The sequence below is a fragment of the Streptomyces sp. NPDC007205 genome, from assembly GCF_040634095.1.
GTDB lineage: Bacteria > Actinomycetota > Actinomycetes > Streptomycetales > Streptomycetaceae > Streptomyces.
The window spans coordinates 13,153-27,067 of the sequence record NZ_JBEYEW010000051.1; the positions used below are offsets into that span (position 1 = coordinate 13,153).

Sequence of the window (13,915 nt, forward strand, 5' to 3'; positions counted from 1 at the left end):
CCCGCACACCGAACTCGTCCAGCGCCTCCTCGGGATGCCGGTCGCTCGGGTGCCGGACGACCTCCAAGCCCTTCTGGACGTCTGCTGCGGCCCGCCGCCGCCACTCCCGGAGAAGACCGGCTCCGGCAGCGGTGACTGGAGTATCAGCCGGGGACGGCCTTCGCCCAGCCCTGGGTGACTGCCTCCCTCGCCTTCTCCAGTTGCGCGTCCGTCGGGAACTGCGGCGTTCCCTCAACCGTCGGCAGTCGTGCGGCGGCGGCCTTGTCGAGGGTGCCGTCCTGCTTCATGGCGTCCATGAGCACCGGGCGGGCGTAGCCGCGCAGCCGCAGGTTCTGGCCCTGTGGGCTGAAGAGGTACTCCTGCCACAGCCGGGCAGCCGCCGGGTGCGGGGCGTTCTTGTTGACCGCCAGCGCGAAGTACTGGGCGAAGCTGCCGTCGAAGGGGATGGCGACCTGCCAGTTCACGCCCTTTCCGCGGAGCTGGTCGGCGTAGTGCAGGTTGATGTAGTCCCAGTTGATGCTGATGGGGGTCCGGCCGTCCTCGACCGTTGCCAGGGTGGATCTGAGGGGGTTGAGGTTGCCGTTCTCGTTGAGTCTGGCGAAGAAGTCGAGACCGGGCTGGACGTCCGCGAACGACCCGCCGTTCGCCAGCGCGGCCGCGTAGACGCTGGCGAAGGCGGTAGCGGATCGGGGCGGGTCGCCTTCGAGTGCGACCTTGCCTCGGTAGACGGGCTTCAGCAGATCGGCGAAGGTCTCCGGGCAGGGCCTGACCCTGTTGGCGTCGCAGCCGATGGAGATGTAGCCCCCGTAGTTGTTGGACCAGCGGGCCTGGGAGTCCTTCTGGTTGCCGGGGATCGAGTCGTAGGCGGTGACCTTGTACGGCGCGAGCAGATTCTGCGCCGCGGCGTTCCGCGCGAACGTGTCGCCCACGTCGATCACGTCGGGGGCTGTCGGCCGGTTCCCCTTCTTGCGAAGGGTGTCGATCTCGTCCTCGCTGTGGCCCAGCGGATTTTCGACCGTGACCTTGATGCCGTACTTCTTCTCGAAGCCGTCGATCAGGCCGCCGTAGTCGGCCCAGTCCCGCGGCAGCGCGATCGCTCTGAGTGCGCCTTCCCGTTTCGCTGCGGCGATCAGCGCGCGCATACCACCCACGTCCTCGGCGGAGGTGGCCACCGACGGCTTCGCAAGTCCGGCGGTCGGCGTGTTCTGGCAAGCGTTCAGTCCCAGTGCCACGAGAGCGAAGCAGCCCAGGACGGCCGCTGCTCGGGCACGGGGTCCGGTCACGACTACTCCAGGGCGTGGGGGATGAGGTTGCCGCCGGGGAAGGTGTGCTGGGGTACAGGGCGCGTCGGGCCACCGAAGGAATGCCCGGTGCCGCCGTGGCCGGTCGTGAAGTCCGGTAGCTGTTCCGGGCCGGGGGTCCACTCGCCGGCGAAATGGTCGTCGAGGCCAGGGTACCGGCACGCGGTGCGCTCGGCCGTAGCCGAAGGCGACGTACGCGCGTCCCTCACAGTGCTGTGTCGTCCCATTGGCCGAGCAGGATCTCGCCGAGCCCTTCCGTCTCCGGCGTGGCGCCGGGGTGGAGGGTCTGTTCCGCCCAGATGACCTTGCCGGTGGGGGTGTAGCGGGTCCCCCAGCGTTCAGCGAACTGGGCGACCAGGAAGAGTCCGCGGCCGCCCTCGTCGGTGACCTTCGCCCGGCGCAGCCGGGGTGAGGTGCTGCTGCCGTCGGAGACCTCGAAGATCAGGGTGCCCTCGGAGGGGCTCCTGGTCGGTATCGTGCGGAGCAGGCGGACGGCGATGGGCGCGGTGCCGTAGCGGATGGCGTTGGTGATCAGCTCACTGAGGATGAGTTCGGCGGTGAAGGCCACCCGCTCCAGGCCCCACTCCGTCAGCCTACGGACGCAGGCGGCGCGTGCCGGGGCCACCGCAGCCGGGTCACGGGGCACGTCCCATACGGCGACCTGCTCTGGCCCCAGTCGACGCGTGCGGGCCACCAGCAGCGCGATGTCGTCCCTCGGCCGGTCGGACAGCATGGCCTGCATCACCGCCGCGCAGGTGGCCTCCGGCGTGTGATCGGCCCCTGTGAGAGCATCGCGCAGGGCCTCCAGACCGGCGTCCAGGTCCCGGGTTCGGTCCTCGATCAATCCGTCGGTGTAGAGCACCAGCCGGGAACCCTCGGGCACGGTGAGTTCGGCGGTCTCGACCGGCAGCCCGGCGCCGAGACCCAAGGGCGGGGAGACGGGCAGCCGGGGGAAGTCGACGGTCCCGTCGGGCCGGACCACCGCCGGTCCCGGGTGGCCGGCGGTGGCGAGCGCCAGCTGCCCGGAGGTGGGGTCGTAGACGGCGTACTGGCATGTCGCGCCGGTGATCATCGCATGCCCGTCCTCCGCGGGGGCGGCCTCCTCGGCGTCGATCTGGGCCACCAGCTCGTCCAGTCGGCCCAGCAGCTCCTCCACGGGCATGTCCAGGCTGGCGAAGTTGTGTACGGCGGTGCGCAGCCGGCCCATGGTCGCCGCGGCGTGCAGACCGTGACCGACGACATCGCCTACGACAAGTGCCACCCGGGTGCCGGACAGCGGGATCACATCGAACCAGTCCCCGCCCACCCCGGCCTGGGCCGGCAGATAGCGGTAGGCCACGTCGAGGGCGGACTGCTCGGGCAGCGCGCGTGGCAGCAGACTGTGCTGCAGGGTGACGGCCATGGCGTGTTCGCGGGTGTATCGACGGGCGTTGTCGATGCACACCGCGGCCCGGGCGGCCAGTTCCTCGGCGAAGGACGCGTCCTCTTCCTCGAACGGCTGGGAGTCCTTCGCGCGCCGGAAGTCCACCACCCCCAACCCCGCGCCGCGGGCTCGCAGGGGAATCACGAGCAGGGAGTGGGCTCCGTCGTCGAGGATCCGCCGGGCATGTTCGGGGTGCTGGGTGCGCCGGCCGTCGGAGGTGCTCAGGTCCCCGGCCAGGACCGGCCGGCCTTCGGTCATCGCCACGGCGACGGGGTGGCCTGGAGGGAACCCGATCAGCTCGCCGACGGGGTGGAGGAGCTCGTCCGCGTCCAGGCCGGCGACGGCGCTGCGGCGCAGCTCGGTGATCACGGCGGTCGCAGCGGGGGGCTCCTCGCCGCGCAGGACCGGCTCCAGCAGTTCGACGGTGACGACGTCGGCGAACCGGGGCACCGCCACCTCGGCCAGTTCCTGAGCCGTGCGCTCCACATCCAGCGTGGTGCCGATCCGCAGTCCGGCGTCGTAGAGCAACTTCAACCGTTCGCGCGCCGCCTCGGCCCGGCCGGAGAGGGCCCGGAGTTCGGTGGTGTCCCGGAGCGTCACCACACTGCCGACCGGTCCGTGGGGTGCGGTGAGCCGCTTGTTGACCGCGAGCAGCCGGCCGGCTGCCAGGTACACCTCGTCCGTGGCGGGGCGGTCGGAGGCCAGCAGCCCGGCGAGGTCCTCGTCCAGCCCCAGGTCGGTGACGTGCCGCCGCTCCGCGTCCGCCGGCAGGTCCAGCAGCCGCCGTGCCTCGTCGTTGGCCAGCAGCAGCCGTCCGTCACCGCCGATGATCAGCACTCCTTCCCGCACCGCGTGCAGCACCGCGTCGTGGTGTTCGTACATACGGGTCATCTCGGTCGCCCCCAGGCCATGGGTCTGGCGCCGCAACCGCCGACTGACCAGTCCCGACCCGCCTGCCGCGACGACCAGCGCTGCGGCGGCGCCGCCGAAGAGGACCGGCAGCTGCCGGTTCACCCTGTGCTGCACCGTCTCGACCGTGACGGGCACGGAGACGATGGCGATGACCGAGCCGTCAGGACCCCTGACGGGAACCGCCGAGATCACGGAGAGCCCCAGGGACCCCTTGAAGGTGCTGGTGAACGGCTTGCCGGTCGCCGCCTTCGCGTAAGGCCCGATGACGTGTTTGCCGATCTGGTGCGGGTCGCTGTGCGTGAGGGTGATCCCGTTCAGCCCGTACACGATGATGGCGTCGACGCCTGCGGCCTTGCGGGCCGCCTCGGCGTGCGGCTGCAACACGGTGGTCGGGTTCGCGCTGTTCAGCGCCGCCACGGTCCCCGGAGAGTGCGCGAACGTCTGTGCTGTGGCGAGCGTCCGCTGCCGGGCGTCCGCCATGACATCGCTTCGAGCCTGTGCCACGAGCGCCACCAGGGTGGCCGCGACGAGCAGCATCACGACCGCCAGCTGCAGAAGGAGGACCTGGCCGGCGAGGCTGCGCACGCTCAGCAGCGAGCCCGGTCGCCGCCCCTCTCCTCCCTGACGGGACCGATCGGGCCGATGAGTCCTCCTGGACGCGTGAGACACATGAGGCACATCGCGCCCGGATTGACCCGAAACTCCATGCATATCCCCTTTCTATCGTTTCCGGGCCGCCGACCACCATGTGACCGCCACCGGCCGGTCCGCACAGGGGCAGTGCAGATCCAGCCGACCTGTATGTCCACGCCCAACGCGTAGGCGGCCGTGGGTGCCCGTACATGCCGCCTACACTCGGCAGCCGCAATGCGGAGTGACTTCACCGACGGAAAGGTCTCGTGCCCGTGTTCCAAGACGCCCCGATCTACCACAAGCTCGTCGCCGAGCGTGGCGATGTGCCCGCGCGAGTGCGTGACGCCGCCGAGGGCATACGCCGCCAACTCGAAGGGGTGATGCGGACAGGGCAGCCCCTCGGCACCCACCGGCCCGCCTCGTTCTCCGCGGGGACGCCGTTGCCGGAGCAGGATGCCTGAGGATCGACAGTCAGGTTACGGCCGGCCGCTCTCCGTAGTGCACATCTGCCCGCCCGGAGGAACAAGGTGGCCTGAGCCATGACCGACCCGGTGGCCGGGTTTACGTGGCCCGGCCTCCGGCGACACGTACGGCGCGTGCGCGGAGCCATTCCGTGCGCGCCGGGCAGCGCCTCGACCCGCCGCCAGACCCGCGCCGGGCGTGCCTCGTCGACGACCGGCCGCCGGGGCCGAACCCAGGGGCCAGTCCTGCTGCTGTTCGGGCGCCGGGCTTTTGCCGTGCAGTCCGGCAGCGTGTGCGGAGAAGTCCCGCGCCAGGACGGAACAGCTCCGAGCGAACCGCCGATGCCGTTCGAGAGGAGCGGTCGTGTGCCGATGTGAGTGCACGGTCAGGACACACCGGATACCGGCGTAACCGGCATAACGCACCTAGCAGGCATCTCACGTGGTGGACATCAGCAAGGTTCCGAAGAGGTGCGTGCTGCCGCTCGCTTGCGGGCTGTGGTGACGACGTCGTTGATCCACAGCTCGTCCGCGTGCCCGGCGGCGGCTTCCTCCAGCCGACCCCAGAGAGACACCCGAGTCCAGGTGATGAAGCGACGGTGCGCAGTGGCGGGTGAGACTCCCAGCCACGGCGGTAACTGCCGCCACGTACAGCCCGAGGTGAGGACGTAGACCACCGCGGTGAAGGTCTGTCTCTCGTTCAGCGGCGCCGTGCCGCCGCCCTGCCGGCGTCCCGTGAAGCTGGGCAGCAGTGGCTCGACCAGCCTCCACATCCCGTCCGGCACCAGCCTTCGGGCCAGCTCGTATTTCATCATGACCCCCCAATTCCGCGCACGGATTTCCCCGTTCCGCGCGTCCCGCCTAAAGCAATATCGCCGAGCCACGTGAGACAAGGATTCGCGTGACCCCCATGACCGCAACCGCGTTCGACGCGCCGACTATGGCCTTCCCGGGAGCGCTTGTCCACCACTGCCGACATTCATAACTGAACGTTTGATTCCCCTTGATGAGCAGGGAGCAGACGCCCTCGACGACGGCCACAGCGACCCCGTCCAAGCCGTTGACATGCCTGTCCCGCAGGAGGTAAATCTGTCGAGCGTCGAATCGGGGAGCGAATCCCTGGTGTGGTGAACAAGGTCGTTCTGCGCAGCATTAGAAAGGAAAGGCAGGCGTCTTCCCGGCCCGACACCCAGGGCCGTTCATTCATTGCGCGAGCGAATTACTACGCGGAATTCCCGCGTTAATCATGGTCGTCGTGTTTCTTCTCGCCCAAGAGCACCCGAGACATCGGGTACGCCGTCCGGATCCCCGGCGGCGCTGTGCACCACTTCGCAGAGAAGGAGATCCCCATGAAGAAGATCGCCGTGCGCAAGGCCGGGACCGTCCGCCTGACATCCGCCGCCGCGTCCGCGTACTGCTGCGGCACCAACAACGCCTGATCCCAGGCAGGTGCGCGCCGGGTCATGCCGCCCGGCGCGCACCGCACACCGGTCGCCAGACAGTGAGGTGAGGCAGTGACGACACCGCCGTCCAGGAATTTCGACGAACCCGTACGGCTGCATCCGCTCACCTATCTCGAAGAGGGCGACGAAGTCACCGTCGGCCGCGCCGACATCGATTCCTACGGCCTCTTTCCGCCCGACGGTGCCGCACTGCTGCGCCGCCTGGAGGGCGGCACACCGCCGAACGCCGCGGCGCGGTGGTACACCGAGCAGTACGGCGAACAGGTGGACATGGCGGAGTTCCTCGACGTCCTCGACGAGCTCGAACTCGTCGTCAAGGACGGAGAGGACGTGGCCGCACCATCGGGCCCGGTGCGCTGGCAACGGCTCGGTCGCGCCGTCTTCTCCCCGGTCGCCTGGGGCGTCTACGGCCTGACCGTACTCGCCGCGCTCGTGGTCATGATCAGACAGCCCCACTTGGCGCCGCACTACCAGAACTTGTTCTTCACCCGGCGGTCTCTGGTGCTGCTGACCCTCGGCATCGTCCTCGGCCAGGTGCCGTGGATTCTGCTGCACGAGGCCGCCCACGCCCTCGCGGGGCGGCGCCTGGGCCTGAACTCCACCCTGTCGATCAGCCGGCGGTTCTACTACGTGGTCTTCGTGACCGCCCTGGACGGCCTGGTCGCCGTACCCCGTCGCAAGCGCTACCTGCCGATGCTCGCCGGCATGATCACCGACGTTCTGGTCGTCAGCGGCCTGACCCTCGTGGCCGCGGCCCTGCAGGGCGCCGACGGTGCCACGGCCGTCGTACGGCGGCTGCTGCTGTCGATGGCCTTCGCGGTCGTACTCCGGCTGGTGTGGCAGTTCTACTTCTTCCTGCGCACCGACCTGTACTACCTCGCCATCACCGTGCTCGGCTGCAACGACCTGCAGACCACCGCCCGCCAGATGCTGCGCAACCGCCTCATGCGGCTGTGGAACAAGCCCGAGCGCATGGTGGACGAGCGCGGTTGGGGCGAACGCGACCGGCAGATCGCCCGCTGGTACTCGTGGCTGATGGTGGCCGGCTACGTCTTCCTCACCGTCACCCTGCTGACCGCCGCGGTCCCCACCGGAATACGCCTCACCGCGGTCGCCGTGCACAAACTAGGCAGCGATCTCTCACCGGCCAACGCAGCGGACGTGCTGACGTTCCTCGTCCTCAACTTCTGGGAGCCGGTCTTCGCCGCCTGCCTGGCGCTCCGTGCTTGGCGGCGCCGCACCCGCATCCCCGCCACCACCGCAAAGGAGACCGCACATGCAGCAGGCTGACTCCGCGCCTCCCGCCCACCTCGGGCTTCGGGGCGGAACACGGCGCGACCGGGCCGCAGCCCTCGACGGCCTCCCGCTGCCACCCCTGTTCCTGCCTCCGGTGGACGCCCACCGTCGGCTGCGCGGCCCCTACACTGCCGCCGGCACCATCGCCCGGGCCCTGGTCCCCGACGTACTCGCCGCCGATCCCGAACTCGTGCGCCGACACGACATCGAACTGCTCTCGGTGGCACCCGAGTTGGCGGCCCTTGTGCCCAACTCGCGGGAGACGCTGACCTCCATGGCGCTGCCCGCCGAGCGTACCCGCTTCTACGCACGGCTGCGCACCCGGCGGATCGCCAACGGGCTGGTGGAATTCGTCCGCGACGCGCTGGCCGCGCTCGGCCACGACGGGCCACGGCGCCTGGTGGTCGAGAACACCGAGCACGCCGAGACCACGGACGAGGAGTTCCTCGCCGCGCTGGTGCGCCGCCTCGATCCCGGCACACTGACCGTCGTCCTGTGCGGCACGCACACCCCGGACCCCGGCGGCGTCCTGGCCCCCGCACTCGACCGCCACACCACTGCCGTCCCCGTGACCCCGACCGAGGCCGCCCCGGCAAGCGGCATGGACCGGCCCGCATGGCACTGGGTGGCCTCCGACGGACTGCTCGACGGCCCCGACGGCACGGCCGCCCGCACCGCCTACGAAGCCCTGCCCGCCGCCGAGCGTGCCGCCCTCCACGACCGCCGGGCCACGCAACTGCGCCGGACCGAGGAACTGTCGCTCACCCTCGGCGCACTGCCGTACCACCTTGAGCGCGGCAGCGACCCGGTGAGCGAAGCCGTGCCCGCCCTGTGGGCCGCGTCGGACCACTGCCTCGTCAACGGTTTCTACACCGCCGTCGTCGACTACGGCCGACGCGGCCAGCACCTGGTCGACGGCCGGCAGAACACCGCGCAGTGGTGGAAGTTCGGCGTGCAGCTCGGTCTCGCCCTGTCCATGCTCGGCCGGACGAAAGAGGCGGAGGCCGTCTACGACGAGGCACGTCTGCTGTCGACCGACCCGGCGGTGCACATGGCGTGTGCCTACTCCACCGCCATGCTGTACACACGCCACAACGACCCTGCCGACCGGGACGAGAAGAAGGCCAAGTCACTCCTCAACAGCGCGATCGCCACGGCCTCCTTGCTGCACGACCGAGTGGAGCAAGCCTTTCAGAGCGCCTTCTACAGGAACGGTCGCGCCCTGGTGGAGGTCAACCTCGGCGATCCCGAGGAGGCGCTGCGCCTGGTCACCGAGTGCATCGACGACCTGGACCGGCGGCTGACCCCGGACGAACACCGTCTGCACCGCTCGGTGCTCAAGAACAACCGAGCCCGGGTGTACGCGGGCCTGGGCCGGCTGGACGAGGCACTCGCCGACTACGCCGTCGTCATCGACCAGGACCCCAACCACGCCGAGCACTACCTGGAACGCGGCAACCTGCTGCGCAGGCTCGGCCGCGGCGACGAGGCACTCGCCGACTACTCGCGCGCACTGAGCCTGTCGCCGCCCTTCCCGGAGATCTACTACAACCGCGGCGACCTGAGGTTGAGTGAGGGCGATGTGGCCGGGGCGCTCGCCGACTTCAGCTACGTGATCGAGCAGGATCCCGAGTTCGTGGACGCGTATGTCAACCGCGCGGGTATCCACCTGGAGGCCGGCAACCTGGCCGCCGCGCTCCAGGATGCCCGGGCCGGGCTGCGGCTCGACCCCGCCAACGCCTATCTGCACACCGCCGTCGGACAGGCGCTCGCGGAGGGCGGCGAACTCGCCGGGGCTGAAGCCGCCTACGACCGCGCGGTGGATGCCGATGCAACCCTGGTCAGCGCTCTGTCCGGACGCGCGGGGGTGCGCTACGAGGCCGGGCGCCTGCAGGGCGCTCTGGATGACCTGTGCCGGGCGGTGGAACTCGACCCCAAGGACGCCGCGTTGCGCTACAACCGCGCCTTCCTCTACCAGGAGAGCGGCAGGCGGCAGGAAGCCCTGGAGGACTTGGAGCTGGCCGCCGTACTCGACCCGGAGGACGCGGAGACCGCCGAGGCGCTGGCCTCGTTGCGTGGACGGCTGGACAGCGCGTGAAGGTGTCACCCGACGCCGCGGTGACTGCCGAGGACTCGGCGGGGCCGGCTGAGCTGCGGTCTGCCGCGCCGGCCGGCCCCGGCTCGCGTGCGTTGCGCGATGTCCTCGGCCGATACGCGACCGGAGTCACCGTGATCACCTGCGTGGGCCCGCGGCGCGCCCCGGTCGGTGTGACGGTCAACTCCTTCACCTCCGTGTCACTCGACCCGCCCCTGATCCTGTGGTGTCTCGCGCTGTCCTCCCACAGCCGGCCCGCGTTCACGGATGCCGAGCACTTCGCCGTCAACGTACTCGCGGCCGACCAGTGGGAACTGGCATCCCGTTTCGCCGGCCCCGGCCAGCGGTTCCAAGGACTCGCCCCAGAGCCCGGACCGCACGGTGAGCCACTGATACCGGGGGCGGCGGCGACGCTGTGCTGCCGCCGCGTCCGCCTCCTTCCGGCCGGTGACCACATGGTGGTGCTGGGCGCCGTGCAACACCACGCGCGTACGACGCACCGTGTCCTCCTCTTCGCGGACGGCGCCTATCACGAGGGCCCGCCGGGGAACCTCCCACGATGACGCTGACCGGCTCTCGTGGTCGTCCGCCTCACCACGTAGGACACCGCCCTACGGGTCGGCGCCTGATAGCGGGTGCGGCATCCACGCTGCTGGACGGCATGATCCGACCGTGGCGGTCACCGTCAATCGATCGCCGCACTGGACGACACCACCGACAGGTCACCGCCGTCTCCTGGTGACGGCTGCATCCGCTCGGCAGAACGAGGGCGTCACATGGCACAGCGCAGATCCAATCGGGTGTCTGGCCCGCGGAGCGAGAGCGCGTCCTGTCGGGTCGTCACGCAGGGTGTGCGTGGACCGAGTCACGGTGGGTAGGTACGAAAGCCGGTGGCGGTGGGCCGCACCACAGCGGTTCACCTGCCGGGAATGCGTCAGCGCGCCCCACTGGCAGCCGTCGATCACACTGACGGGCCAAAAGGCCCCGACCGCGCGAACGGAGCCGAGGACCGCAATGACACAGCCTGTTCCGGCGTCCGAGGCCGACCGTCCCGCTGTGACTGGCGAAGTCCCCGACGATCTGCTGCGGGTGAGCGACCTGGTCCCGCAGACCCTGGCGGAGCTGCTGGATCTGGCGGAAGGCATGAAGCAGGAGCCGCTGGGGTGGGAGCGCGACCTGCGAGGGGGCACCATCGGATGCGTCTTCGAGAAGCCGTCCACACGGACCCGCGTATCCCTGGCCACGGCCGCCCATCGCCTCGGCATGGCGGCCATCGTGCTGAACCACCAGGAACTGCAGCTCGGCCACGGCGAGACCGTCACCGACACCGCCCGCGTCCTGTCGTCCTACCTCGACGCGATCACCGTACGCACCTTCGACCACGCCAAGCTGCAGCAGATGGCCGACGCCGCGACGGTGCCGGTCATCAACGCCTTGTCCGACACCCACCATCCCTGCCAGTCCCTGGCCGACCTCCTCGCGCTGCGCGAGCACTTCGGCACCCTGGCCGGCATGACCGCGGCCTTCATCGGGGACGGCACCAGCAATACGTGCAACTCGTTCCTCGCGGCGTGCGCGGCCTCCGGCATGCACCTGACCATCGCCACCCCGCCCGGCTACGAGACGGACCAGGACATCCTCAGCGAGGCCCGCGCACTGATGACGCAGACCGGCGGCGCTGTGTCTCTCACCACCGAGCCCATCGAGGCCGTCGGCGCCGCACAGGCCGTCTACGCCGAGGTATGGGTCCCCATGGACAGACCCCACGAACGCGAGGCACGGACCCAACACCTGGCCGCCTACCGGGTCGACGACGCCCTGCTCGCCCACGCGCCCCGCGAGGCGGTGGCCATGCACTGCCTGCCCGCCGTCCGAGGGCAGGAGATCACCTCGGAGGTGCTCGACGGCCCGCGATCCCTGGTGTGGCGCCAGGCGGAAAACCGGCTTCCCACGGCCCAGGCGGTCCTTCACACCCTCATCACCACGGCCCGCCGCCGCGGAGCATGAGCACCCACGTCTTCCCGATTCGTTGGTAACGGAGCCGGCAGGGGAGCCAGAAGCCGAGCAGGGCAGTTCAAGGATTCATTGCTGACGCCTTACGAGTGGGTGCATCAGGCGGCGTATCCGGCGACTGGGAGTTTGGCGGATGTGCCGGCGCGGGTAGTTCGCCGTCGCTGTCGGACAGGTGCCCACCCGTGGGATCGACGGGATGCCGTTGCGGCTGCGCAGAGGCCGGCACCCAACGGTGACGCCGTACTGGTCGTGCCACGCTCCGGTACGCAGGCAAGGAGAAGACACGTGAGGGTCGTCATCACGGGCGCGTTCGGCTTCCTGGGCCGCCGGCTGACCGGCACGCTGCTGCAGAGGCGGACGTTCAGGGGCGCACCGATCACACGAATGGTGCTCGCTGACCGCGTTGTGCAGCCCGACTCGCCGGCGGCGACGGACCCGCTCGTGGACATCGTGCACGGCGACCTGATCGACCGCCTCGACGACGTGTTCGCTGAGCCGGTCGATGTGCTGTTCCATCTCGCCGCTGCGGTGTCGGCCGAGTGCGAGGCCGACTTCGACCTCGGCATGCGTGCCAATGTGGACATCACCCGCGCCCTGCTCGATGCTGCCCGGGCGCAGTCGGCCACCGGCGGCCCGACGCCGCGGATTGTGTTCGCCAGCAGCCTCGCGGTCTATGGTTCGAGCCCTGGGCTGCCCCTGCCTCCGGTGGTCAGCGAGTTGACCCTGCCCATGCCGCGGTCGAGTTACGGAACACAGAAGCTCATCTGCGAGCATCTGATCGCGGACTACACGCGCCGCGGCTTCCTCGACGGACGTGTCGCCCGTCTGATGACCGTCGCGGTGCGGCCGGGCCGGCCGAACGCGGCCGCCTCCGGCTTCCTGTCCTCCATCATTCGTGAGCCTCTCGCGGGACTGCCGGCGACCTGCCCTGTCCGGCCCGACCTGCACGTGGCCCTGGCCTCACCGCGACGCACCGTCCAGGGAATCCTGCGCATCGCGGAGGCCGAGCGCGGCGTCGGGCCAGGGCGGCTCGAAGGCCAGGTGCCCGTCAACCTTCCCGCGCTCTCGGTCTCGGTCGCCGAGATGCTCGCTACGCTGCGGCAGGTGGCCGGCGATGCCGTCGCCGGCCTGGTGACGATCAACCCTGACCCTGCCATCGAGGCCATCGTGACCTCGTGGCCCGCCGTCTTCGACAACAGACGCGCCGCTGCACTCGGTCTGGAGCCCGATCCGAACTTCCTGTCAGTCGTGCAGGACTACCTCGCCGATCACCCGACGCAGTCCCAAGGCCGATGAACTCGGGCTGAGGGGTTCGGGCCGTCCCTCAGCCATGAGGCGGCCCATGACGTGCTGAGGGCCTCCCGCAGGATCAGGACGAATGAAACAGTGAGCCTGTGGCTCTGACACGAGTTGCGACAGCGGCTGCACACGAGTCCGGAAAGCAGAAGATTCCGGGCCGGGATGTTGTTCGCGAACTCCGATGGTGTGTCGGTCCTTGCCCAGGACGGATCGGGATGTGGGCCTGGGCATGCCGCGTGAGTGGCCTGATCGCGCCTGATCGCTATGGGCACAGTTCCAGGTCGATGTGCGGGGACAGCGCGCGGAGGAATTCGGGGGCGTCGAAGATCTCGCCGGCGGAGGCGACTCCGGCCGCCCTGGTCCGTCCGGTGAGGATGCGGTCGATCGCTTCCACAGCGAGCGGCGCGGTGACGGCGTAGATGTCCTGGCCCTTCGCGACAGCACGCCGTTCACGGCCGCCCGAGCGCACGACGGCGTCGACATGCGAGAGGTCGGCGTCCACCTGTTGGGACGACGGCTGTACGAGACGATGCTGTACTGGGAGACCGCCGACCAGGACCCATCGCTCGACGACTCGATGCTCGCGTGGGCCGCGATCTGGAAGCCGCTCCCCAAGGTGGTGTTCTCCACCACGCTGTCGGCGGTGCAGGGCAATGCCCGCCTCGCCTCCGGGGGCCTGGCGGAGGAGATCGAACGGTTGCGAGCCGAGCCGGGAGAGGGCGACATCGCGATCGGCGGCGCGACTCTCGCCGCCGAGGCGGCCGCGTTGGACCTGATCGACGAGTACCGGGCCAGGGTCTATCCGGTGCTGGTCGGCGGTGGCATTCCGTTCTTTCCCCAGCGCGAGCGCCGGGTGGATCTCGAACTCGTCGAGTCCCGCACCTTCAGCTCAAGAGTCGTCTACCTCCGCTACCGCGTGGCGCGCTAGCTGTATTGATCACGAGCGTTGTTGACAGTCACGGTGCTTGATCATGGCGAAGACCTCCGGTGTGGTGGAGCTGTCTAGGACTGCACCGCAC

At 69.8% G+C, this 13,915-nt stretch carries 9 protein-coding genes and 3 pseudogenes; 7 read left to right on the forward strand and 5 right to left on the reverse strand.

Annotation, left to right across the window (positions count from 1 at the left end; genetic code table 11):
* Positions 1 to 143 precede the first annotated feature (143 nt).
* Together ABZ624_RS38330 and ABZ624_RS38335 are read right to left on the reverse strand one after the other, a co-directional pair.
* Positions 144 to 1,283: an extracellular solute-binding protein gene (locus tag ABZ624_RS38330; protein WP_360099474.1), complete on the reverse strand. Its 1,140-nt coding sequence runs from the start codon at positions 1,281 to 1,283 to the stop codon at positions 144 to 146.
* A gap of 223 nt (positions 1,284 to 1,506) precedes the next feature.
* The gene (locus tag ABZ624_RS38335) at positions 1,507 to 4,221 is read right to left on the reverse strand and encodes a SpoIIE family protein phosphatase (RefSeq protein WP_360099476.1); all 2,715 of its coding nucleotides are present in this window, start codon (positions 4,219 to 4,221) and stop codon (positions 1,507 to 1,509) included.
* A 320-nt stretch (positions 4,222 to 4,541) separates the two neighbouring features.
* On the opposite strand from ABZ624_RS38335, the gene ABZ624_RS38340 reads away from it, so the two are divergent.
* Complete coding sequence (locus ABZ624_RS38340; protein WP_360099492.1) at positions 4,542 to 4,730, forward strand: hypothetical protein; 189 nt, start codon at positions 4,542 to 4,544, stop codon at positions 4,728 to 4,730.
* Between the two features lie 140 nt (positions 4,731 to 4,870).
* Here the strand turns inward: ABZ624_RS38340 and ABZ624_RS38345 are convergent.
* Positions 4,871 to 5,051: pseudogene (locus tag ABZ624_RS38345) on the reverse strand (acyl-CoA dehydrogenase); the annotation flags it as partial.
* A gap of 131 nt (positions 5,052 to 5,182) precedes the next feature.
* The gene (locus ABZ624_RS38350; protein ID WP_360099478.1) at positions 5,183 to 5,545 is read right to left on the reverse strand and encodes a transposase; all 363 of its coding nucleotides are present in this window, start codon (positions 5,543 to 5,545) and stop codon (positions 5,183 to 5,185) included.
* Between the two features lie 699 nt (positions 5,546 to 6,244).
* Here ABZ624_RS38350 and ABZ624_RS38355 point away from each other — a divergent pair.
* From ABZ624_RS38355 to denD, 5 genes are all read left to right on the forward strand, one after another.
* Positions 6,245 to 7,483, forward strand: a complete 1,239-nt coding sequence (locus ABZ624_RS38355) for a hypothetical protein (RefSeq protein ID WP_360099480.1) — start codon at positions 6,245 to 6,247, stop codon at positions 7,481 to 7,483.
* Positions 7,470 to 9,587, forward strand: coding sequence for a tetratricopeptide repeat protein (locus ABZ624_RS38360; RefSeq protein ID WP_360099482.1), 2,118 nt, complete (start codon positions 7,470 to 7,472; stop codon positions 9,585 to 9,587). Before ABZ624_RS38355 ends, ABZ624_RS38360 begins: the two co-directional genes overlap by 14 nt.
* Positions 9,584 to 10,147, forward strand: coding sequence for a flavin reductase family protein (locus ABZ624_RS38365; RefSeq protein ID WP_360099484.1), 564 nt, complete (start codon positions 9,584 to 9,586; stop codon positions 10,145 to 10,147). The genes ABZ624_RS38360 and ABZ624_RS38365 overlap by 4 nt, the downstream gene beginning before the upstream one ends.
* 493 nt (positions 10,148 to 10,640) lie before the next feature.
* Entirely contained in the window at positions 10,641 to 11,591 is a 951-nt protein-coding gene (gene argF / locus ABZ624_RS38370; RefSeq protein WP_360099486.1) for an ornithine carbamoyltransferase, read from the forward strand.
* Between the two features lie 291 nt (positions 11,592 to 11,882).
* Complete coding sequence (gene denD, locus ABZ624_RS38375; RefSeq protein WP_360099488.1) at positions 11,883 to 12,893, forward strand: D-erythronate dehydrogenase; 1,011 nt, start codon at positions 11,883 to 11,885, stop codon at positions 12,891 to 12,893.
* Positions 12,894 to 13,158: 265 nt separating this feature from the next.
* Here the strand turns inward: denD and ABZ624_RS38380 are convergent.
* Positions 13,159 to 13,377, reverse strand: a pseudogene (locus tag ABZ624_RS38380) (saccharopine dehydrogenase); the annotation flags it as partial.
* Here ABZ624_RS38380 and ABZ624_RS38385 point away from each other — a divergent pair.
* Positions 13,375 to 13,824: pseudogene (locus ABZ624_RS38385) on the forward strand (dihydrofolate reductase family protein); the annotation flags it as partial. The pseudogenes ABZ624_RS38380 and ABZ624_RS38385 sit on opposite strands and share 3 nt — an antisense overlap.
* Positions 13,825 to 13,915 lie beyond the last annotated feature (91 nt).